The following is a 20,068-nucleotide window of genomic DNA, read 5'->3' as shown; positions in this document are numbered from 1 at the left end:
AGACCCGGGGAGCTTGGGCCCCCCGGGCAAAGGGTTAGGTTAGCGCAGAATACGGCGCAGGCGAGCCTCGAGGTCCCGCACCGCCGCCTCGCCCGTCTTGCGGCCGGTGAGTGCGCTGTGAACCTCGGTCCAGATGGCCTCAGAGACCTGGTTGTAGCGGGCCCCGGCCACATCCGAAGGCCGCGAGACCGCGTTCTGGAAGACCGGGAGCAGGTCCCTAAACCAGGGCGTGCGGGCCAGGATGTCCCGGTCGTTGTAGAGAGCCGGACGGGTGGGCAGCCAGGAGAGGTTCAGGGCGAAGTCCTTCTGGCTTTCTGCCGAGGTCAGGAAACGCACCAGCTCCACGGCTTCCTTGGGGTAGCGGCTGTAGGCCGAAACCATGAGCTGCCAGCCACCCAGGGTGGCGGCGTTGGGGGCGTCGGCCGCCCCTTTGGGCAGCACCGTTACCGCGAACTTGCCCCTGATGGGGCTGTTCTCGGCCTGTCCCAAAGCGTAGGCGTAGGGCCAGTTGCGCATGAAGAGGGCGTTGCCCTGCTGCCAGACGTTCCTGGCCTCCTCCTCGGCGTAGCTGGTAACCCCCTGGGGCGCAATGGTGCCCACAAAGCGGCGTACGGTGTTGAGTGCCAGGGCTGCCCTGCCGTTGTTCACGCTGATGCGCCCGTCGGGCTCCACGATGCGCCCACCGCCAAAGGAGTAGATCCACTCCAGCGCATCGCAAGTAAGGCCCTCGTAGGGCTTGCCCTGGAAGACAAAGCCGAAGAAGTCGCGGTTGCCAGCCTTGCGCTCCTCCTCCATCACCCGCTGGGCCATCTGGTTGAGTTCAGCCCAGGTGCGGGGGGGATTCCTGTAGCCGTACTTCTGCAGCAGGTCGGTGCGGTAGTACAGAATCCCGGCGTCGGTGAAGAAGGGGATGGAGGTGAGCTTGCCCCGGATGGTGTTGTTCTGGACAATGCGGGGGAAGAACTCCCTGAGCTCAGCCTCGGTGAAGTGCTGCTTGAGGTCGAGGGCGTGCGGCGCGATGATGCCGGGCCAAATCACATCCACCATGTAGACGTCAATGTCCGAGCTCCGCCCCGCCCAGTACTGCTGGTAGAGGGCCAGCTGGGCATCGGTATCGGTGGGGGCCTCAAAAACCTCGGCGCGAATGCCGGTGCGCCGGGTAAACTCGGCCAGGCGGGAGCGCATCCAGCGGGGCCCCTCCCCCACACCCCCACCCAGGGAAACCCGCAGGGTGGCCTGGCTTTGGGCCCGCACCCAGCCCTGGCTCACCAGCAAACCCGTGGCCAAACCCATGCCCGCCTTTTTGAGAAACTCCCTACGCTTCATATTTCCTCCTGAGCTTTGGAAGTGCTTCCATGAACTCAACCAGAGAGTCGCCCTACGCAACAGACCATTTTTGGAAGAACTCCTGCCGAGAGTCTACCGCAGCCCCTTCGGAAGTGTCAACCTTCGCCCAGGACCAGAAAGCGGCTCGACGCGCCAGGGCTCAGCCATTAGGCTGGAACCGATGGAATGGCTGGCAAACGTCCGCGTGGTGCTGGTGGGCAGCCAGGAACCCATGAACGTGGGAGCCACTGCGCGAGCTATGCAGAACTTCGGCTTCTCTGACCTGTGGCTGGTAGCTCCGGAACCCAGGGTACGCGAGGATCTGGCCATGGGTCCTGAGCGTTCCATGGCCTACCGCTTGGCGGTGCGGGCTGGCGAGATTCTGGACCACCTCAAGGTAGCGGCAACCCTTTCAGAAGCGGTGGCCCCAGCCCGGCTGGTGGTGGGCACCACCGTGCGGGAGAGGGAGATCTACACCGGTCCAGTGCTGGGGCCGCGGGCCATGGCAGAGGAGGTGGCCCGGGTAGCGCCACAAGGACAGGTGGCGTTGGTCTTTGGCCGAGAGACCTTCGGCCTGACCAAGGAGGAGATCGACCTCTCACAGGTCATTGTGCGCATTCCCACTGCGCCCAAGCAGCCCAGTCTAAACCTAGCTCAGGCTGTGTTGCTCCTCTGCTATGAGATTTTTGGAGTAGCCCACCACCCTCCCGAGCCTGAGGTAGCCCCGCTGGCTGAGCGGGAGGCCTTGGAGCGCCTCTTTGCCGACCTTCAGGAGTACGTCTTGCGCATCGGTTTTACCGATGAGCGGCGGCTGCCCTACACCATGCGCCGCTTCCGCCGTTTGCTGCACAAAGCTGCCCTGACCCCAGGGGAGGTGCAGTTCTTGCGGGGTTTCCTGCATCAAAGCCGCTGGTACGCAGCCCACGGCCGCCGTAAGTCCGAGCTGAAGTCGTAAGCTCGAGCCATGGAGGCCGCACCCAGCCTATACCGGCTTATCCGGCTCTACAGGCTCTTTTTGCCGGCTGCTATCGTCTTGGTGGTCGTGCTTTTTGAGCTTTCCCTAAAGCCCTACGAGGGCCTGCCGTCGGCCTTCTGGTTGCGCCTGGGCTTCTACGGGCTGGTGGGGCCTTTGGTGACCTGGATGACCCTGGAGTGGATTGCTCAACAGGTGCAGGAGCGCGAAGAGGTGCAACGGGCCCTGGAAGAAGCCAACCGCCGGCTCATGGCAGTAGGCAACATCCTAAGGCGGGCCTCGGTGGCGGATAACCTGGAACAAGCCCTAACCGCGGCGGTGCAGGAGGTAGCCCAAGCCTTGCGGCGGGAGGTGGCGCTCACCCTCGAGGGGGTGCGTGCTGCCTCGGCGGGGTTTGTCCCAGGCAGAGCGCTCAGGGTAGCCCTACCAGGCCTGGAAGGCCAGCTCGAGGTGGTTGCGGAACCCCCCCTTTCCAAGGACGAGCGAAGCTTTTTGGAGGTGCTGGCCGCCGAGGTGGCCGGTGCGCTGGAGGCGGTGCGCTCGCGCAGCCGCGACCTGCTTACCCTTTATGAGGTGGACCAGGCCCTTCGCGCCGAGGCCAACCTGGAAAGGCTTTTGGAAAGGCTTCTGGACCGCATTCTAGACTGGGCCAAGGCCAGCGGGGGCAGCGTGCTGCTCTTGGATGAGGAACACTTCCTCCGGCCTCAGGTAACGCGCCACCTCGAGCTGCCCCTCCGCGCCTTCCTGCCCCAAGGCCTCTGGAAGGAGGCCCTTGAAGCCCCGGTTTTCATCGAGAACGACCTACTTGCGGTTCCCCTTAGGGAGAAAGACGTGGTGGGGGTTCTGCTGCTGAGAGGGGAAGCCGAGAACCTGCGCCAGCGGCTGCCTTTTCTACGCTTCCTGGCCGCCCAGGTCACCCTTGCTGTCCGCAACGCCCAGGCCTACTTGCGGGCCGAGGAGCTAGCCCTGACCGAGGAACGCAACCGCATTGCCCGTGAAATCCACGACGGGGTGGCCCAGGCCCTAGCCTTCATGGCCCTCAAGCTGGACCTGGTGGAGCGCATCTGGCCGACCGACCCGAAGCGGGCCATAGAGGAGCTGCAGCAGGTTAAGGGCACCCTCCGGGCCCAGATTCGGGAGGTGCGCCGAAGCATCTTCGCCCTGAGGCCAATTGACCTCGAGCGCTACGGTTTTCTGGAGTCGGTGCGGCGTTATGCGCAGGCTTTCGCCGAACAGGCGGGCTTCAGACTCCGTCTCTCCTTACCGGAGAGGGTCGGTCTTTCCCAGGCCTCCGAGCTGGTCCTCTTCAGGGTTCTACAGGAGGCGCTGACCAACGCAGCCAAGCACGGGCGGCCCACCTTGGTGCAGGTCAGCCTGACCCCCATGGGGGAGCGGGGGGGCGTGCTGGAGATCCGCGACAACGGCCGAGGCTTCCAGACCGATGCTGCCCCAGAGGGTATGGGCGGCTTCGGGCTGACCCAGATGCGGGAGCGGGTGGAGGCCCGGGGTGGGCGGTTTTACGTAGAGTCGGTGGAGGGCCAGGGCACCCTAATCCGGGCCGAACTCCCCCTTTAGCAGCTGCTTTCCCTCACCTGGCTGGCCGCCGAGCGAGCTCACAGCGCGTTCAGGTTTGTCTGGGGCCGCGCAGGAACCCCACCAGAGGCGGGCCTCAAGGGAGACCCAGCGACGCATCAAACTCCCTTCCTGCCCACAAAGGGGGAGGACCAGCCCGCTGTATTGACAAAAAAATCGCCCCAGGCTAGCTTCAAAGCACAGCAGGAGGCCGCATGACGCCGGCTTTGCGTGAGCTCGAAATCCTCTTCCCCAAGGGCCTGCTGCACAGGCCAGGCGAGCTCGCTCCCTACGAGTCTGACGCCCTCACCGCTTTCCGAGCGCGCCCGCTGGCGGTGGTCCTGCCCGAGAGCCACGAGGAGGTGGTGGCGGCGGTGCGCTGGTGCCAAAAGCACCGGATTCCCTACGTGGCCCGGGGCTCCGGCACCAGCCTCTCGGGAGGCTCGCTACCGGTCGAGGGAGGCATTGTTATCGCGCTCAACCGGATGAACCGGCTCCTGCGGCTTGACCCCAAGGAGCGCACCGCAGTGGTGCAGCCCGGTTTTATCAACCTACAGGTCTCCCTAGCCGCAGCCCCATACGGCCTCTACTACGCCCCCGACCCCTCCTCGCAGCCGGTCTCTACCATCGGGGGAAACCTAGCCTTCAATTCCGGCGGGGCCCACTGCCTAAAATACGGCATGACCTCCAACCACGTCCTCGGGGCCAAGGTGGTGCTCCCAGATGGCGAAACGGCCTCCCTGGGAAGCGAGAGCCTGGAGGGGGTGGGGCCGGATTGGCTCGGCCTTTTCGTGGGCAGCGAGGGGCTTCTGGGCATCGCCACTGAGGTAACCCTGCGCCTTCTACCCAAACCAGAAGCCTACCACACCGTACTGGCAGCCTACGACACGCTGGAAAAAGCTGGGGAGGCGGTGGCGGCGGTGGTGGCCTCGGGGATCCTTCCCGGGGCCATGGAGATCATGGACTCCCTGGCCATCGAGGCGGCCGAGGCAGCGGTGGGGGCCGGGTATCCTCGAGAAGCCCGGGCGCTTTTGATTGTGGAGCTGGAGGGTGAGGCCCCGGAGGTTGAGGCCGAGGCGCATCACCTCGAACAGGTGATTCGCAGCTCGGGGGCCTACGAGGTGCGGGTGGCCCAAAGCGAGGCTGAGCGGATGAAAATCTGGAAGGGCCGCAAGGCCGCCTTCTCGGCGGTAGGCCGGCTCTCCCCCGACTACATCGTGCAGGACGGGGTGGTGCCGCGCTCCAAGCTGGGCCAGGCCCTGGCGGAGATTGAGCGGCTCTCCGAACGCTACGGCCTGCGGGTGGCCAATGTTTTTCACGCCGGCGACGGAAATCTGCACCCCCTTATCCTCTACAACGGCCGGGTGCCCGGTGAGCTCGAGCGAGCCGAAGAGCTGGCTGGGGAAATCCTCAGGCTCTGCGTGGCCTTGGGGGGCTCCATCACCGGCGAACACGGCGTGGGCATGGAGAAGCGGGCCTACATGCCGGAGATGTTCTCCCCGACCGACCTGGAGGCCATGCGGCGCATCCGCCAGGCCCTAGACCCCCTGGAGCTCTCCAACCGGGGCAAGATGTTCCCGGGCGGCGAGCCCAGGCCGCCTTCCGGCCCGCACCCGCTGGAGAGGGCCGGGGTGATCGTGCGTGAATAGCCTGCGGCCCACCCACCCAAAGGAGGTGCAGGAGGCGGTGCGAAGCCATCCGCGGCTCCTTCCGCGGGGCGGGGGGAGCAAACCCGCCCTCTCCTCCCCTAAGGAAGGGCAGGTGGCCCTCGAGCTCACCGGCCTCTCGGGGGTGCTCGAGTACAACCCGGGGGAGTACGTGGTGGTGGCTCGAGCCGGCACCGCCCTCGCCGAGCTGGAAGCGCTGCTCAGAGCCCATGGGCAGTACCTGCCCTTTGACCCTCCCTTTGTGGGGCAGGGGGCCACCTTGGGGGGCACTGTGGCGGCTGGGCTCTCGGGCCCCATGCGCAACCGCTACGGCGGGGTGCGGGACTTCATCCTGGGGGTTGAGTTTGTGGACGGCCTGGGCAACCTCGTGCGGGGGGGTGGCAAGGTGGTGAAGAACGCCGCAGGCTTTGACCTCCCCAAGCTGATGGTGGGCAGCCTGGGGAGGCTTGGCGTCCTCACCGAACTGGCCTTCAAGGTCTTCCCTTACCCGAAGGCCACCGCCACCCTCAAGGTGGCGTTTCCCAACCTGGGCGAAGCCCTAGAGGCCCTGTACCGCCTGGCGGCCTCACCCATCGAACTCTATGCCCTAGACCTGGTTCCCCCAAACAGCCTGGTCCTGCGCCTAGGAGGCCTACCCGAGGCCCTGCCGGCCCGGCTGGAACGCCTGGAGGGGTTTTTGGGCCGGCGGGGAGAAAGGCTCCAGGAAGAAGCCGAGAAGGCCTACTGGGAAGGGGTAAGGGACCTGCGCGATTTCGGCGAGGGCTACCTGGTCAAAGTGGCCCTCACCCCCCGGCACATCCCCGCCCTGGAGGCAAGGTTGGGAGCGGCACCCCGGCGCTACATGAGCGCAGGCCACCTGCTCTACCTGGCCTGGAGCGGGCCTGTGGAAGCCCTGGACGAGGCCCTGCGGGCCGAGGGTTTACCTGGACTCATTCTAAGGGGGGTTGTGGCAAACCCCAGGATTGGCCTAAACTCGGAGGGGACCTTCGGCCTGAAGGTCACCGCCGCCCTTGACCCCGAGGGGCGCTTTGAGCGTTATGCAGCACCGAATTGACCCGGAAAAAGTAGGCCCCCAGGGCGAGGTTATGGCCCACGCCATAGAGGCCTGCGTGCACTGCGGCTTCTGCCTGCCGGCCTGCCCCACCTACCAGGTGCTGGGGGAGGAGATGGACTCGCCCAGGGGCCGCATTTTCCTGATGAAGGAGGTGCTGGAGGGAAGCCTGAGCCTGGAAGAAGCCCAGCCCTACATTGACAAGTGCCTGGGCTGTTTGGGCTGTGTGACCGCCTGCCCCAGCGGGGTGCCCTACGGTGAGCTCATCACCAGCTTCCGGGCCTACAGCGAACCGAAGCGCCGCCGTCCCCTGTTCCAGAAGGCCTTTCGGATGGGGCTGCAGGAAACCCTTCCCTATCCCGCGCGCTTCCGCGCGGCCGCCCGTCTGGGCCGGCTGGCCCGGCCCCTAAAGCCCCTCCTGCCCTCTTTCCTGCGGGCTCCCCTGGAGCTGCTGCCTGCAGAGCTCCCTCCCCCCGAACCCCTGCCCGAGCGGGTTGCCGCCGAAGGGGAGCGCCGGGCCCGGGTGGCCTTCCTGGCTGGCTGCGCCCAGCAGGTGCTGCAGCCGGGCTTCAACCGGGCGGCCCTCCGGGTGCTGGCCCGCAACGGGGTGGAGGTGGTCATCCCCAAGGGGCAGGTCTGCTGTGGGGCGCTGGCCTTGCACACCGGCGAGCGCGAGCGGGCCCTGCGGCTTGCGCGGCAGAACCTGAGGGCCTTTAGCGGCGACTACGACGCCATCCTCACCAACGCCGCGGGCTGCGGCTCGGGACTCAAGGAGTACCCCCTGCTCTTCCGGGGAGAGGCCGAGGAGGAAGAGGCCCGGGCGCTGGCCCAGCGGGTGAAGGACATCGCCGTGTTTCTGGTAGAGCTGGGCCTGAGGGAGGTACCACCCCTCAAGGAGCCCCTCAGGGTGGCCTACCACGACGCCTGCCACCTGGCCCATGCCCAGGGGGTGCGGGCTGAGCCCCGGGCCCTCCTGCGGAGCATCCCGGGGGTAGAGCTGGTGGAGATTCCCGAAGGGGAGCTCTGCTGCGGCTCGGCGGGAACGTATAACCTCGAGCAGCCCCAGATTGCTGCCACCTTAGGAGAGCGCAAGGCCCGCAACATTCTGGCCACCGGAGCCCAGGTGGTGGTCACGGGCAATATCGGCTGCCACACCCAGATCCAGAACCACCTTAGAAAGCTGGGCCAGAACCTGCCGGTACTCCACACCGTAGAGCTTCTAGACAAGGCCTATGCTGGACAACTATAGGTCTGCGCCTGTGCTATACTCACCGAGGCCGCGCAAGTATGCCGGTCCTATGAGGAGGATCTTTATGAAGAGCAGACCCCTCGCGCTTCTCCTGGGACTATCCACCATCCTAATCGCTTGCCAGCCGGGCGGAGGAGGCACACCCAGCTCGGGGGGCACCCTCAGGATTGAGGGCTGGCCCAGCGGCCAGAGCGGCCGGATTGAGTTCTTCCTAGCTGGCTCCAGCACGCCGTTCGCCCAGAGCAACGTAGACGCCAACGGCAACACCACCTACAACCTGCCCACGCCTGCCCAAAACACGCTCGCTCCCCTCGACCTAAGCGTTCCTTCCGGCTGCACCGGCACCGTGAACGCTAACCCCACCAACGCAAATACCTCTCTATTTGTTTCCATCCTTGCGTATTTGGGCGGCTCCAACAGCCCCTCTGGCACGGTCATCGCAGCCAGCCGGGCACCCTCGTCCAACCTTGGTCAGCAGCAAGGCGATAAGGTGGGGCTCTTGTTGTACCTGGACCGCGACGTGTCCATCAGCGGCAACACGAGCTGTCCTGCCTCGGGCTCCAGCCCAGCTACCTCAACCAGCTTCAACATCAACTTCAAGCAGGGCTGGAACTACCTTATCCTCAGCACACAGGCCGCGAGCAGCAGCAGCATCCAACAGCAGGCTACCGCCTCCACCAGCCTGCCCCCTGACCTTCGGTGGTACTATTCCGCCGGAATCAGCGGAACGTCCCTCACCACCCCCCTCTGGCTGCGCTAAGCCAGCATGCCCCCGGCCCCCGGGCAGTAAACCCGGGGGCCCTGCTATCTTGATGCTGTGCGCGAGGCCCTGATTGGAAGCCTGCACCACGCCCTCACAGCCGCCCATCCCGCCCGACTCACCACCCCCCACCTGCCCGACGAGCCCCCAGCCCTCATCGTGGCGGTGGGCAAGGCGGCCCTGCCCATGCTCCAGGCGGCGCTAGCCCGCTTCCCGGGCACGCCCTACCTGGCCGTACCCAAGGCCGGCGCTGCCTTGCCCGCTCTCCCCCCTGGCGGGGAGGTGCTGCCCGGAGCACACCCGGTGCCCGACGGGCGGAGCCTAGAGGCCGCCCGGAGGGTCTTGCAGGCGGTGGCCCGGCTCAGGCCGGAGCAGCTCCTCCTGGTGCTGATCTCCGGCGGCGGCAGCGCCCTGCTATGCGCCCCCTGGGGGGTGGACCTGGCCACTCAGCAGGCCCTCACCCAGGCCCTTCTGCGCTCGGGGGCCGACATACAGGAAATCAACGCCCTGCGCAAGCACCTCTCCCAGGTCAAAGGGGGCCGCCTGGCCGCGGCCACCCGGGCCAGGGTGTGGGCCCTCTACCTTTCCGACGTGCCGGGGGACGACCTTTCGGTGATTGCCTCGGGGCCTACCGTGCCCGACCCCAGCACCTACGCCGAGGCCCTGGCGGTACTGGAGCGCTACGGGCTCGAGTTCCCTGCAGTGCGGGCGCACCTGGAGCAGGGCCTCCGGGGGGAGCTGCCCGAGACCCCCAAGCCCGGCGACCCCCTCTTCACGCGGGTGGAAAACCGGCTTATCGGCAGCAACCTGACCCTCCTGCAGGCAGCACGGGCCTACTGGCAGGAGCGAGGCTACCCCACCGTCATCCTCTCCGACCGCTTCCAGGGCGAGGCCCGCGAGCTAGCCCGCTTCCACGCCGCTTTGGTAGAGAGCATCCGGGCTTCCGGCGAGCCCTTCCGCCCACCGGTGGTGCTGCTTTCAGGCGGGGAGGCCAGCGTTAGGGTGCGGGGTACGGGCCGGGGCGGGCGCAACCAGGAGTTTCTGGGCTGGCTGTGCCACTACCTGGGCGAAAGGGGGGTGTGGGCCCTAGCAGCCGACTCCGACGGCATAGACGGCAATACCGAGGCGGCTGGTGCCCTTCTATCTCCCGACACCTGGGTGCGGGCGCATCGGTTCGGCCTAGACCTCAAGGCCCACCTCGAGCAAAACGACACCCACCACTTCTTCAGGGCCTTAGGCGATCTCCTGATCACCGGGGAGACCCAGAGCAACCTCAACGACTTCCGGGCGCTGCTCGTGGAGTAAACCCTTGACATTTTTTAGCTAAACCTAAAAAATAGGCGGTAGTAGATTTTGCTTACCCAAATCTACCGGGAGGTCTATGCCCCGCCCTCACCGCCCCCCCCTTTCCGAAGCCCAAGAGGACTACCTCAAGCAGGTCCTGCTGCTGGGTGGCAGCCGTGCAGGCACCTACCGCCTTGAAGAGACCCAGCCGGTCTCCACCCAGGCCCTGGCCCAGGAGATGCAGGTCAAGCCCGCCTCGGTAACCGGAATGCTCAAAAAGCTCTCCGAGATGGGTCTAGTGGTGTACGAGGCCTACCGGGGCGTGCGGCTCACCGAGGCCGGCTACCGAGTAGCCCTGGAGGTCCTGCGCCACCACCGGCTCCTTGAGACCTACCTGCACCAGGCCTTGGGCTACGGCTGGGAGGAGGTGCACGCCGAGGCAGAGCGGCTCGAGCACCACATCTCCGAGGCCCTGGAGGCCCGTATTGCCGAGTGGCTCGGCCATCCCTCTCACGACCCTCATGGCGATGCCATTCCCAGCGCTGACCTAAAGCTGCCCGATACCCTGCCCAGCCAAAGGCTGAGCACCCTGGCCCATGGCAGCCGAGGCACCGTGGCCCGGGTGGCCACCCAGGACCAGGATGCCCTCAACCTCTTCGCCCACCTGGGCCTCCGCCCCGGCGCGGAGGTTGAGCTTCTGGAGCACAGCCGGGAAGGAAGCCGGGTACGGGTGGGCAAGGAACGCTACCTCCTTCCCCAAAGCCTGGCCCAGGTGCTTTGGGTCCATCTCGAGGTGAAGAGCTATGTTTAGGCGCTTTTTCCCAGGTTTCCCAATAGGAAGCTGGGCCGCTCTGGCGCTGTGCGGCCTGGCCTGGGCGGCCCCCAGCAGCGGGCTCGAGCGGCTACAGCCCGCAGGAAAAACCCCGGTTCGCGTGGTGACCACGGTCAACTTCATCACCGACCTGGTTGAGCAGGTAGGGGGTCAGCGTGTGCGGGTGGAGGGCCTAATGGGCCCGGGGGTGGACCCGCACCTCTACAAGGCTTCTGCCGGCGATGTGCGGCGCCTGTCCCAGGCTGACCTGGTCTTCTACAACGGCCTCCAATTGGAAGGCAAGATGGTAGAGCTCCTGGAAAGGCTACCCAAGGCCGTCGCCCTCACCGACGCCATCCCCCGGGAACGCCTAATCCGGCTCGAGGGAGGCCAAGGCCGCTACAGTTACGACCCCCATGTCTGGTTCGACGTTTCCCTGTGGAAACTCACCGTAGACCGGGTAGCCGCCGCCCTAAGCCGGGTAGACCCCGCCGGCGCCTCCTACTACCAAGCCAACGCCAGAGCCTACACGCAACGGCTGGAGAGGCTAGATGCCTATATCCAACGCCAGATTGCCCGGATTCCCCCCCGCCAGCGGGTGCTCATCACAGCCCACGATGCCTTTGCCTACTTCGGGCGCCGGTACGGGCTGGAGGTACGCGGCCTCCAGGGCGTCTCCACCGTGGCCGAGGCAGGTACCCGCGATGTCCAGGAGCTGGCCCGGTTTATCGTCCAACGCCGCATCCGGGCCATTTTCGTAGAGTCCAGCGTACCCCGGAGGACGATAGAGGCGGTCATCGCCGCCGCACGGGCCCAGGGCTGGAGGGTGGAGCTGGGAGGAGAGCTCTTCTCCGACGCAGCGGGGCCTCGCGGCACCCCCGAGGGAACCTACATAGGTATGCTGGAGCACAACGTCCGCACCATTGTGGCCGGGCTTCTAGGAGACGCGCCATGACCCCTCCTCCCCTGGAAATTCTTGATTTGACCGTGATCTATCGCGATAGACCGGTGCTGTGGGACGTGGACCTGACCATCCCGGAAGGCCAGCTTTGCGCCATTGTGGGTCCCAACGGAGCGGGCAAGTCCACCCTAATCAAGGCCGCCTTGGGCATGGTGCCCAAAGCCTCGGGACGGGTGCGCTTCTTCGGCCAGCCCCTGGAACAGGTTCGCAGGCGCATTGGCTACGTTCCCCAGCGCACCTCCGTGGACTGGGACTTCCCTACCCACGTGCTGGATGTGGTCATGATGGGGCTGTATGGCCGCCTGGGGTGGTTCCGGCGACCGGGCAAGAAAGAGCGGGAGGCCGCCATGGAGGCCCTGGAACAGGTGGCCCTAAGCGACCTGGCCTACCGACAAATCTCCGAGCTTTCTGGAGGCCAGCAACAGCGGGTTTTCCTGGCGCGGGCCCTGGTCCAAGACGCCGACCTCTACTTCATGGATGAGCCCTTCGCCGGGGTAGACGCGGTCAGCGAGGAGGCCATTTTGAGGGTCTTGGAAGGGCTAAGGGCCCGGGGGAAAACCGCGGTGATCGTGCACCACGATTTGCAAACGGTGCGGGAGTACTTTGCCCACCTGACCCTCCTCAACGTGCAGGTCATCGCCAGCGGCCCAACGGAAAGCACCTTCACCCCCCGCAACCTGGAGCGCACCTACGGCAAGCAGCCCCTCCCCGGCCTCGATGGACAGGCTGAACCAGAGCGGGTATGGAACTCCTGAGTCAGGCCGTTCTCGACTACACCCTGCGCAACGTCGTCCTGGGCTCGGCCCTGCTGGGTCTAATCGGCGGGGTGCTGGGCGCTTTTGCCCTTTTGCGTCAGCAGAGCCTGTTTGGCGATGTGCTGGCCCACGCTGCCCTGCCGGGCATCTGCCTGGCCTTTCTGCTCACCGGCTCCAAGACCCCCTCGGTTCTGCTTCTGGGTGGGGGGCTAGCGGGGTGGGCTGCTGCCCTGTGGGTCCTGGCCGTGCTCCGCCACACCCGCCTGCCCCAGGACGCCGCTTTAGGGGTAGCGCTTTCCGGCTTCTTTGGCCTCGGGGTGACCCTGCTCACCTTCATCCAGCACGGCAACCAGGGCAACCCCGCCGGTCTCGACCGATTCATCTTCGGTCAGGCTGCAGGCCTGCTCGGCTCAGACGTGGTAGGCTTTGCGCTTCTGGGAGGGGTTACCCTAGCCCTGGTGGGGCTCTTCTACAAGGAGTTCAAGCTGATCACCTTTGACCCCGCCTACGCGACCAGCCTAGGCCTTCCAACAAGAGAGTTGGGTATCCTGCTCACCTCGCTCATCGTGCTGGCGGTGATGGTAGGCCTGCAGACGGTGGGGGTGGTGCTGATGGCCGCGATGCTCGTTGCCCCTGCCGCCGCCGCCCGGCAGTGGACCAACCGGCTGGGCCGGATGGTGTGGCTCTCAGGGTTGCTAGGCGCTTCGGCCGGGGTTGCTGGGGCGCTCCTTTCGGCCAGCCGCGAGAACCTACCGACCGGTCCCCTGATTGTTCTATCCATTACTGCGGTGGTGTTTTTTTCCCTCTTCTTTGCCCCCCTGCGGGGCCTGTTCTGGCAAGGGCTACGCACCCGGCAAAATCGGCGCCGAACAGCGCTAGAGCGCCTCCTCCTGGACGCCCACCTCCTCGCCAACCACGGACGCCTCACCCCGCAGGAGCTGGCTCTACACCGCGGGGAATCCCTCCCGAAAGCCTGGCGTCACCTGAACCACCTGAGGGTCCAAGGGTGGGTGGAGCCCGGAAAGGAGGGCTTCCGGCTAACCGAGCTGGGCCTGCGAAAAGCCCTGGCCCTTGAGGAAGCCCTGCGCCCAAGGAGCTAAGATGAGCCCTGACCTGGTCATCCTCCTCACCGCTGTTCTGGTCTCCACCGCTTCCGCGCTTCTGGGCAGCTTTTTAGTGCTCCGCCGCATGGCCCTAGTCTCCGACGCCATATCCCATGCGGTACTGCCCGGCATCGTGCTGGCTTACTGGCTTTCGGGGGGCAAGGCCACCCTACCCGCCCTGCTGGGGGCGGCTGGCTCGGGCCTCCTCACCGTAAGCCTGGTAGAGTGGCTCACCCGTACCGGCCGGGTTAAAAACGACGCAGCCATCGGCATTGTCTTCCCTGCCCTCTTCAGCTTAGGGGTGCTTTGGGTCTCCCTTTCTTTCCGCAACATCCACCTAGACCTAGACGCGGTGCTTTACGGCGAAATCGCCTATGCCCCTTTCAACACCCTCGAGCTTTGGGGGCTGACGCTGCCGGAGTCGTGGCTGGTAATGGGGGGATTGGCGCTTTTGAACCTGCTGTTCGTGCTCCTCTTTTACAAAGAGCTCAAGCTCTCCACCTTTGACCCCAGCCTGGCCGCCGCGCTGGGTTTCAGCCCTGGGCTTCTGCACTACGCTCTCATGGCCCTGGTCTCCCTGACCACCGTAGGGGCCTTTCAGTCGGTAGGGGCCATCCTAATCGTGGCCTTCCTAATCATTCCCCCGGCCACTGCCTACCTCCTCACCCGCAGGCTGCCGGCCTTGCTCGGCCTGGCAGTAGGAATAGGAATTCTCTCCAGCCTCCTGGGCTACCTTCTAGCGGTGTGGTTGGACACCTCTATTGCTGGCATGATGGCCGCAGTGGCCGGAGGATGCTTCGCCCTAGCCTTTCTCTTCTCCCCTACCCAGGGTTACCTCACCACCCGCCTCCGCCACAGGCAACAGCGGCTCGAGGTCACCGCCCGGCTGCTGGTGGCCCACCTGGCCCACCACAAAACCCCCGTGCCCGAGTCGGAAATACAGGAGGAGTTTGGCTGGGACGCCCGGTTTCTCCAGCGGGTAAAGCAGAAGGCCCTAGAGGAGGGATGGCTCGAGACAAGGGCAGAGGGGCTTGTCCCCAGAAACAAAGACTTAGGGATCCGCTAGGACAAACCAACCCCTACCGGGCCACCACCCGGCTCGCACGGTTCCCCGCCGCATCCACGGCGATGATCGTTACCTGCCTTACCGGTAGCTCCACGTAGAAGTTCACCTCCTTGCCCTTAGGTAGGGAAAGGGGGTTGTAGCGGTTGTTGTACTGCAGGGTTACCCGGTCCACCCCCGTATCGTCGAGCACCCGGCCAGACACCTGAAGAACGGAGGTGGTGCGGGCAGGGATCTCCTGCTCGGTTCCGTCGGGCAGGGTGCGTCTTTGGGCGGGCTGCACCACCGTGACCAGCCGCTCAACCCGCTCCACCACAATTTGCGGCGGCCGGGCATCCAACACCAGCGGCAGCCGTACCGTGCGGGTCTGGCCGTGGACGTCGGTAGCCTCTACTTTCACCTCTACCTGACCAGACTGCGGGGCCTGCACGCGGAAGCTGAAGCGGACCAGCTTCTGCCCCCGGCTGGCCTCGGGTAGCACCTCCTTACCGGAAGCCCTGATGCTCTGCACACCGGAATCGTCCAGCACATACCCTTGGACCTGAAAGGAGCGCTGGGGAATCACGCCGCTTTTGGGTTGGGTAATGCCGATTAGGGGTGGCTGGGTGTCGGTAGGCCTGGTGCAGGCCGAGAGGAGGAGCAAAAGAAAAAGGGGCGCATACCGCACCCCTTCATCCTAGCAGGCCCCTAGGGCCGGAAGATTAGGCCGGCTCGAGCGCTGAAGTCCAATCCGCCAATCACGCCCGAGAGATTGCCTAGACCCACCCCAAAACCCACCTGTAGCTCCGCATAGAGGCTAAAAGGCTGCATGGGGAAGGCGTACTCAATGCCCGCCAAACCGTGGGGGAAGAGATAAACACCACTGCTTCCCGAGACTGTCCAGAACCCCACTGAGGCGCCAGCCCCCGCGTACCAGCTCAGGTCAAAGCCTGGCGCAGCTGGAATGGCCTGTTCAAAGGGAATGAAGTCGGCTCCCGCAGCCAGGCCCGCAATGGCCAGACCGCCCCCCAGCCGGAAGCCGCTCACCTGATACTGCACGCCCACCCAGGTAGGCCAGCCCGAGTAAATACCAAACCCGGTCGACTGGGCCTTGCCTACCGAGGGCAACGCCAAGACCAAAAGGACAAACAACGGAACCAATCGATTCATAGCTTTTACCTCCTAGGCCAGTCTAGCATGCCCGAGTGCACGGGAGACTCCCTTCTCCCAGAAAGCGCTTCTGGAGGCGCTCAGGTGGTGTAAAGCGCGTTGATGCGGACATACTCCTCGGTCAGGTCGCAACCCCAAGCCATCCCCTGGCCCTCACCAAGGCCCAAGTCCGCCTCCACCAACACCTCTTCAGCCCGCATGGCCTGGCTGGCCCGGGCCCGGTCAAAGTCCAGCACCCGGCCATCGTAGAGGGGAATGCCCTGAAGGGTTATGCGCACCCTGTCCATCTGGAACGCCACCCCCGATTTGCCAAGGGCCATCATGATGCGACCCCAGTTGGGGTCGTTGCCGTAGAGGGCGCTTTTCCAAAGCGGACTGGCAGCCACCGCCAAGGCCGCTTTTCGGGCCTCGCCATCGCTCAGGGCACCCGTTACCCGGACCGTTAGCAACTTGGTAGCCCCCTCCCCGTCGCGGGCCAGCTTGCGGGCCAGCTCCACCGCCACCCCCTCCACAGCCCTCCAGAACTCCTCCAGGTCCACCGGCCCCGCCGCTCCATTTGCCATGAGCACCGCCATATCGTTGGTGGAGGTGTCAGCGTCCACCGTCACCTGATTAAAGGTCCGGTCCACCACACCTCTCCAGCCCCGGCGCAGCTCCTCCTGGGGCACTGCGGCGTCCGAGACGAGGTAAGCCAGCATGGTGGCCATATTGGGAGCAATCATCCCGCTGCCTTTGCACACCCCCACCACCCGGGCCCCACTGGACAGGGTAGCCTCTGCTACCTTAGGCACCAGGTCGGTGGTCATGATGGCCTCGGCAAAGGGCTCGGCCTCCGGCCCAAGGCAGATTCGGGGCAGCCCTGCCGCCACCTTCTCCACCGGCAAAGGCTGGCCTATAACCCCTGTAGAGCTGGTTAGGACCGCTTCAGGGGCCAGCTGCAACTGCTCCGCAGCCAACTCAGCCATCCGACGGTCGGCCCAAAAACCCGCCTCACCGGTGGCGCAGTTGGCGTTGCCCGCGTTAACCACGACCGCTTGCAAGGGCTGCCCCAAAGCGAACAGCTCCCGTCCTCTCAGCACACAGGGCGCAGCGGCCCGGTTTAGGGTACCTACGAAAGCCCAAGCACACGGCATCCCCGAGACCAGCAAGGCTAGGTCAGGCCTGCCGGATGGCTTGATGCCTGCTCGAGTAGCACCCGCCCGAAAACCAATCGGAAGCCGCATGGCAAAAGCATATCCCCATTGCCCGGGAATTGGCCAGGGGAACCACAGGCTCAAGCACCAGGCTCAATCAGACCATAATTCCCATCGCGACGGCGATAGATGACGTTGATCTCCTCGGTCTTGGCGTTGCGAAAGACAAAGAAATCGTGGCCCAAGGCCTCCATCTCAAAGGCAGCGTCCTCAGGGGTCATGGGCTTCATGTGAAAACGCTTGGTGCGCACGATACGTGGGGCCTCCTCCTCTTCCTCGGCTGCCTGCCCACCCGCAACCGCCGCTTCCGAAGCAAGTTGGCGGGCACGCTGAAAGCGACGCTCCTTGTAGCGCTTGAGCTGGTACTCAATGCGGTCCACAGCCCGATCAATGGCCGCGTACATGTCGGGGTCGGCCTCCTCCACCCGCACGATGCCCCCCGGAACGTTAACCTGGATTTCAGCCTTGGCCTTGCGCTCAATGCGAGGCCCCTGGGCCATGGAGAGCACCACCTTGGCCTCGGCATTGTCGTCAAAGTGGCGGTCCAGACGGGCCATCTTCTTGTCAAGGTAGTTTTTGAGGGCCTCGGTGATCTCAATTTGGCGACCAACCAGCTTATAGACGTTCATGTCCGCCCTCCAATCCTGTGGAGCTTACCGGGCTCTGGGCGTAGGGAGCACCAGGCCACCCTATCCGAGGCTTGGCCCCTTGAGCGCCCGCTCGCCAGGTAGCCCTATACTACCACCCCCAGATGAGGGAGTTTTGTCCACCCAAGCAGCGGTTCTCACAAGCTGTAGCGCCCCTCCCTTTCATCCCGGACGAGCTGTCCAGCCTTGAGCACCACCACCCGCTGGGGGTAGGCCTCTACCAGGTCCCGGGCATGGGTGGCTACGAGCACAGTAGCCCCGCGGGCATGCACCGCCTTGAAGATTTCCAACACAGCCAAGGCGTTGGCAGGGTCTAGGTTTCCGGTGGGCTCATCTGCCAAAAGCACGGGCGGGTCCCCCACCAAAGCCCGGGCGATGGCCACCCGCTGGGCCTCACCTACCGAGAGCTCCTCTGGGTAGGCCCGCTTCCTGTGGACCAACCCCACCTGGCGCAGCACCCGGGTCACCCGGGCCTCCCACTCTGACCTGGCTACCCCCAGCACCCGCAGGACAAAGGTAAGGTTTTCCTCCACAGTGCGGTCCTTGAGCAGGCGGTGATCCTGAAAGACCATCCCTATACGGCGCCGGTGAAGGGCCACGCGGTCGCCTCGCAGGGCCTTCAGGTTCTCCCCCGCAAAGTAGACAGCCCCCTGGGTAGGCTCGAGCCGCTTCAGAATCAAGCCCAGGAGGCTGGACTTCCCCGCCCCAGAGTGCCCCACCAGAAAGACGAACTCCCCCTTCTTAATCTCCAGGTTCACATCAAAAAGGGCCTTGGTCTTGGTGCGAGGGTACTCCAGGCTCACTCGGTGGAAGTGAATCATCCATCCAAAGCCTACAACATCAGTGGTGGCGCAGTGGATCAAAGGTTCGGATGAGCAAGGCCCCCACAACGAACCCCCCGATATGGGCCCAGAAGGCGATGCCCTCCTGGCCCATAAAGTCCCCCAGGAACTGAAGCAAAAGCCAGTAGCCGAGGTAGATCACCGCTGGCACCGGAACCGGAATCCAGCCGATTAGGGAGAGGATGAGGGCCCTGGGATAGAGCACCACATAGGCCCCAAGCAGAGCCGAGATGGCCCCCGAAGCGCCAATCATGGGAACATCCGCTAGTCCGCTTATGAGCCCCTGGGCAAAGGCCGCGGCCACGCCTCCCAACAGGTAGAACAGGAGAAACCGTCCATGCCCCAACCGGTCCTCCACGTTGTCGCCGAAAACCCACAAAAACCACAGGTTACCCAAGAGGTGCAGCAGACCCCCGTGGAGGAACATGCTGGTAAAGAGGGTCGGCCACTCCCCAAGGGGGTCCGCCAAAAAGCGGGCAGGGACAAAACCGTAGGCCTGGATAACGTAGGCGGGGTCGGTGAGGAAGTAGGTGTAGAAAAAGCCCCACAGGTTCAGAATCACCAACAAGTAGAGCACATAGGGGCGGCGGTGGGCCCGGTTGATGTCGTGCAGGGGAAACATGCCCCTAGGTTACCCCAAAGAGAAAAGCCCCCTGCTTCACAGGGGGCTAGGCCCAGGCTAGGTTACGGGGTGTCGACCCGGACCTCAATCCGGCGGGGCTGGGCCGCTTCAGCTTTGGGGATGTCGAGGTAGAGGATGCCGTGCTTGAAGCTGGCCTCAATTTTGGAGAGGTCGTAGGTGTTGGGTATCACGAAGCTGCGCTCAAACTTGCCGTAAGGCCCCTCGAGCCGCCACTGGTTGGCCCCTTCGGGCTTGTTGAAAGGCCGCTCCGCCCGGATGGTGAGGGTGTTGTTCTCGGTGGTCACCTCAACCTGGTTGGGCTCCACACCCGGCAGGTAAACCTGGAGGTGAACCCCCTGGGCGTCTTCCAGTGCATCTACCAAGGGAGTGTTGGTGCTCTCCGCCGTCGGGCTGAAGAAGCTGCGCAGGAGAGCGTTTTGGAGCTGCTCGATTTCCCGGAAAGGGTTGTAACGAATCATATCAACCTCCTTTACAAGAAGAAGTATAAAACTTGAGTAATATCTTGTCAAGTATGTTACAAAGACTTCACGCCATTCCCTCCAGCGCCCACAAAAAAGCCCCCCACAGCGGGGGGCACCACCTTGAAGCTCCACTACAGATGGGGAGCCAGCTTCTGCACCAGGGCAGCTTTGGGCAGGGCTCCCACCACGCGCTCAACCGGTTGCCCGTTCCGGAAAAGGATTAGGGTGGGGATGCCCTGCACATGGTAAGCGGCCTGGGCCAGCGGGTGGTGGTCTACGTTGAGCTTGACCACCTTAAGCCGCCCCGCGTACTCCCGGGCCAGCTCCTCCAGGATGGGGGCCACCATACGGCACGGGCCGCACCACTCAGCCCAAAAGTCCACCAGGACCGGAACGCTAGCCTGGAGCTCCGGGGTAAGGCCCTCTTTGGCGTTTACCAACCAGGGCAGCGGCTTCTTGCAAGCCCCGCACACCGGCACCTGGCCCGCAGGTGGCTTTCCCAGACGGTTCTTGGCACCACACTGAACACAAGCGACTATATCCTCGCCCATAACCCAA

21 protein-coding genes are annotated in these 20,068 nt (G+C 64.7%); 12 read left to right on the top strand and 9 right to left on the bottom strand.

All coding sequences use genetic code 11. The annotated features are described in order from the left end of the window. Positions 1-39 precede the first annotated feature (39 nt). The gene (locus tag NZ849_RS03175; protein WP_295404072.1) at positions 40-1,326 is read right to left on the bottom strand and encodes an ABC transporter substrate-binding protein; all 1,287 of its coding nucleotides are present in this window, start codon (positions 1,324-1,326) and stop codon (positions 40-42) included. Positions 1,327-1,507: 181 nt separating this feature from the next. Here NZ849_RS03175 and NZ849_RS03170 point away from each other — a divergent pair, with 181 nt between their 5' ends. The 12 genes from NZ849_RS03170 to NZ849_RS03115 all read left to right on the top strand — a co-directional run bounded on the left by NZ849_RS03170 (position 1,508) and on the right by NZ849_RS03115 (position 14,578). Next, positions 1,508-2,281 (top strand): RNA methyltransferase, encoded by a 774-nt coding sequence (locus NZ849_RS03170; RefSeq protein WP_295404068.1) that lies wholly within the window; start codon positions 1,508-1,510, stop codon positions 2,279-2,281. Positions 2,282-2,290: 9 nt separating this feature from the next. After that, on the top strand, positions 2,291-3,874 hold the full coding sequence (locus NZ849_RS03165) for a sensor histidine kinase (protein ID WP_295404064.1): 1,584 nt from the start codon (positions 2,291-2,293) through the stop codon (positions 3,872-3,874). A gap of 212 nt (positions 3,875-4,086) precedes the next feature. Beyond that, positions 4,087-5,520, top strand: a complete 1,434-nt coding sequence (locus tag NZ849_RS03160) for an FAD-linked oxidase C-terminal domain-containing protein (protein ID WP_295404061.1) — start codon at positions 4,087-4,089, stop codon at positions 5,518-5,520. After that, a complete protein-coding gene (locus tag NZ849_RS03155; protein WP_295404058.1) occupies positions 5,513-6,592 on the top strand; it encodes an FAD-binding protein in 1,080 nt (359 codons plus the stop codon). The genes NZ849_RS03160 and NZ849_RS03155 overlap by 8 nt, the downstream gene beginning before the upstream one ends. Continuing rightward, a complete protein-coding gene (gene glcF / locus NZ849_RS03150) occupies positions 6,576-7,838 on the top strand; it encodes a glycolate oxidase subunit GlcF (protein ID WP_295404053.1) in 1,263 nt (420 codons plus the stop codon). Before NZ849_RS03155 ends, glcF begins: the two co-directional genes overlap by 17 nt. 64 nt (positions 7,839-7,902) lie before the next feature. Continuing rightward, positions 7,903-8,598 (top strand): hypothetical protein, encoded by a 696-nt coding sequence (locus tag NZ849_RS03145; protein ID WP_295404050.1) that lies wholly within the window; start codon positions 7,903-7,905, stop codon positions 8,596-8,598. A gap of 57 nt (positions 8,599-8,655) precedes the next feature. Then, positions 8,656-9,903, top strand: coding sequence for a glycerate kinase (locus tag NZ849_RS03140; protein WP_295404047.1), 1,248 nt, complete (start codon positions 8,656-8,658; stop codon positions 9,901-9,903). Positions 9,904-9,979: 76 nt separating this feature from the next. Further along, a complete protein-coding gene (locus NZ849_RS03135) occupies positions 9,980-10,693 on the top strand; it encodes a metal-dependent transcriptional regulator (protein ID WP_295404044.1) in 714 nt (237 codons plus the stop codon). Then, positions 10,686-11,648, top strand: a complete 963-nt coding sequence (locus tag NZ849_RS03130) for a zinc ABC transporter substrate-binding protein (protein WP_295404041.1) — start codon at positions 10,686-10,688, stop codon at positions 11,646-11,648. Before NZ849_RS03135 ends, NZ849_RS03130 begins: the two co-directional genes overlap by 8 nt. After that, on the top strand, positions 11,645-12,409 hold the full coding sequence (locus NZ849_RS03125; protein WP_295404038.1) for a metal ABC transporter ATP-binding protein: 765 nt from the start codon (positions 11,645-11,647) through the stop codon (positions 12,407-12,409). The genes NZ849_RS03130 and NZ849_RS03125 overlap by 4 nt, the downstream gene beginning before the upstream one ends. Then, a complete protein-coding gene (locus NZ849_RS03120; protein ID WP_295404035.1) occupies positions 12,397-13,509 on the top strand; it encodes an iron chelate uptake ABC transporter family permease subunit in 1,113 nt (370 codons plus the stop codon). Before NZ849_RS03125 ends, NZ849_RS03120 begins: the two co-directional genes overlap by 13 nt. Position 13,510: 1 nt before the next feature. Then, positions 13,511-14,578 (top strand): metal ABC transporter permease, encoded by a 1,068-nt coding sequence (locus NZ849_RS03115; RefSeq protein WP_295404032.1) that lies wholly within the window; start codon positions 13,511-13,513, stop codon positions 14,576-14,578. A gap of 13 nt (positions 14,579-14,591) precedes the next feature. On the opposite strand, the gene NZ849_RS03110 is transcribed toward NZ849_RS03115, so the two are convergent. From NZ849_RS03110 to trxA, 8 genes are all read right to left on the bottom strand, one after another. Beyond that, a complete protein-coding gene (locus NZ849_RS03110; protein WP_295404029.1) occupies positions 14,592-15,242 on the bottom strand; it encodes a hypothetical protein in 651 nt (216 codons plus the stop codon). 20 nt (positions 15,243-15,262) lie between these two features. Then, positions 15,263-15,724 (bottom strand): hypothetical protein, encoded by a 462-nt coding sequence (locus tag NZ849_RS03105; protein ID WP_295404026.1) that lies wholly within the window; start codon positions 15,722-15,724, stop codon positions 15,263-15,265. Positions 15,725-15,804: 80 nt separating this feature from the next. Then, entirely contained in the window at positions 15,805-16,947 is a 1,143-nt protein-coding gene (gene argJ, locus NZ849_RS03100) for a bifunctional glutamate N-acetyltransferase/amino-acid acetyltransferase ArgJ (RefSeq protein ID WP_295404020.1), read from the bottom strand. 50 nt (positions 16,948-16,997) lie between these two features. Then, positions 16,998-17,546, bottom strand: a complete 549-nt coding sequence (raiA, locus tag NZ849_RS03095) for a ribosome-associated translation inhibitor RaiA (protein ID WP_295404017.1) — start codon at positions 17,544-17,546, stop codon at positions 16,998-17,000. A gap of 155 nt (positions 17,547-17,701) precedes the next feature. Continuing rightward, the gene (ftsE, locus tag NZ849_RS03090) at positions 17,702-18,385 is read right to left on the bottom strand and encodes a cell division ATP-binding protein FtsE (protein WP_295404014.1); all 684 of its coding nucleotides are present in this window, start codon (positions 18,383-18,385) and stop codon (positions 17,702-17,704) included. Positions 18,386-18,404: 19 nt separating this feature from the next. Continuing rightward, the gene (locus NZ849_RS03085; RefSeq protein ID WP_295404011.1) at positions 18,405-19,028 is read right to left on the bottom strand and encodes a rhomboid family intramembrane serine protease; all 624 of its coding nucleotides are present in this window, start codon (positions 19,026-19,028) and stop codon (positions 18,405-18,407) included. A 62-nt stretch (positions 19,029-19,090) separates the two neighbouring features. Further along, positions 19,091-19,507 carry an Hsp20/alpha crystallin family protein gene (locus NZ849_RS03080; RefSeq protein ID WP_295404008.1) on the bottom strand — a complete coding sequence of 139 codons (417 nt, stop codon included), beginning with the start codon at positions 19,505-19,507 and terminating at the stop codon, positions 19,091-19,093. A gap of 134 nt (positions 19,508-19,641) precedes the next feature. Next, positions 19,642-20,061, bottom strand: coding sequence for a thioredoxin (gene trxA / locus NZ849_RS03075; protein WP_295404005.1), 420 nt, complete (start codon positions 20,059-20,061; stop codon positions 19,642-19,644). Positions 20,062-20,068 lie beyond the last annotated feature (7 nt).

It is taken from the genome of Meiothermus sp., from assembly GCF_025060375.1.
Taxonomy (GTDB): domain Bacteria; phylum Deinococcota; class Deinococci; order Deinococcales; family Thermaceae; genus Meiothermus.
The sequence above is the reverse complement of the archived record's forward strand: the minus strand, read 5'-3'. Positions and strand labels throughout refer to the sequence as shown.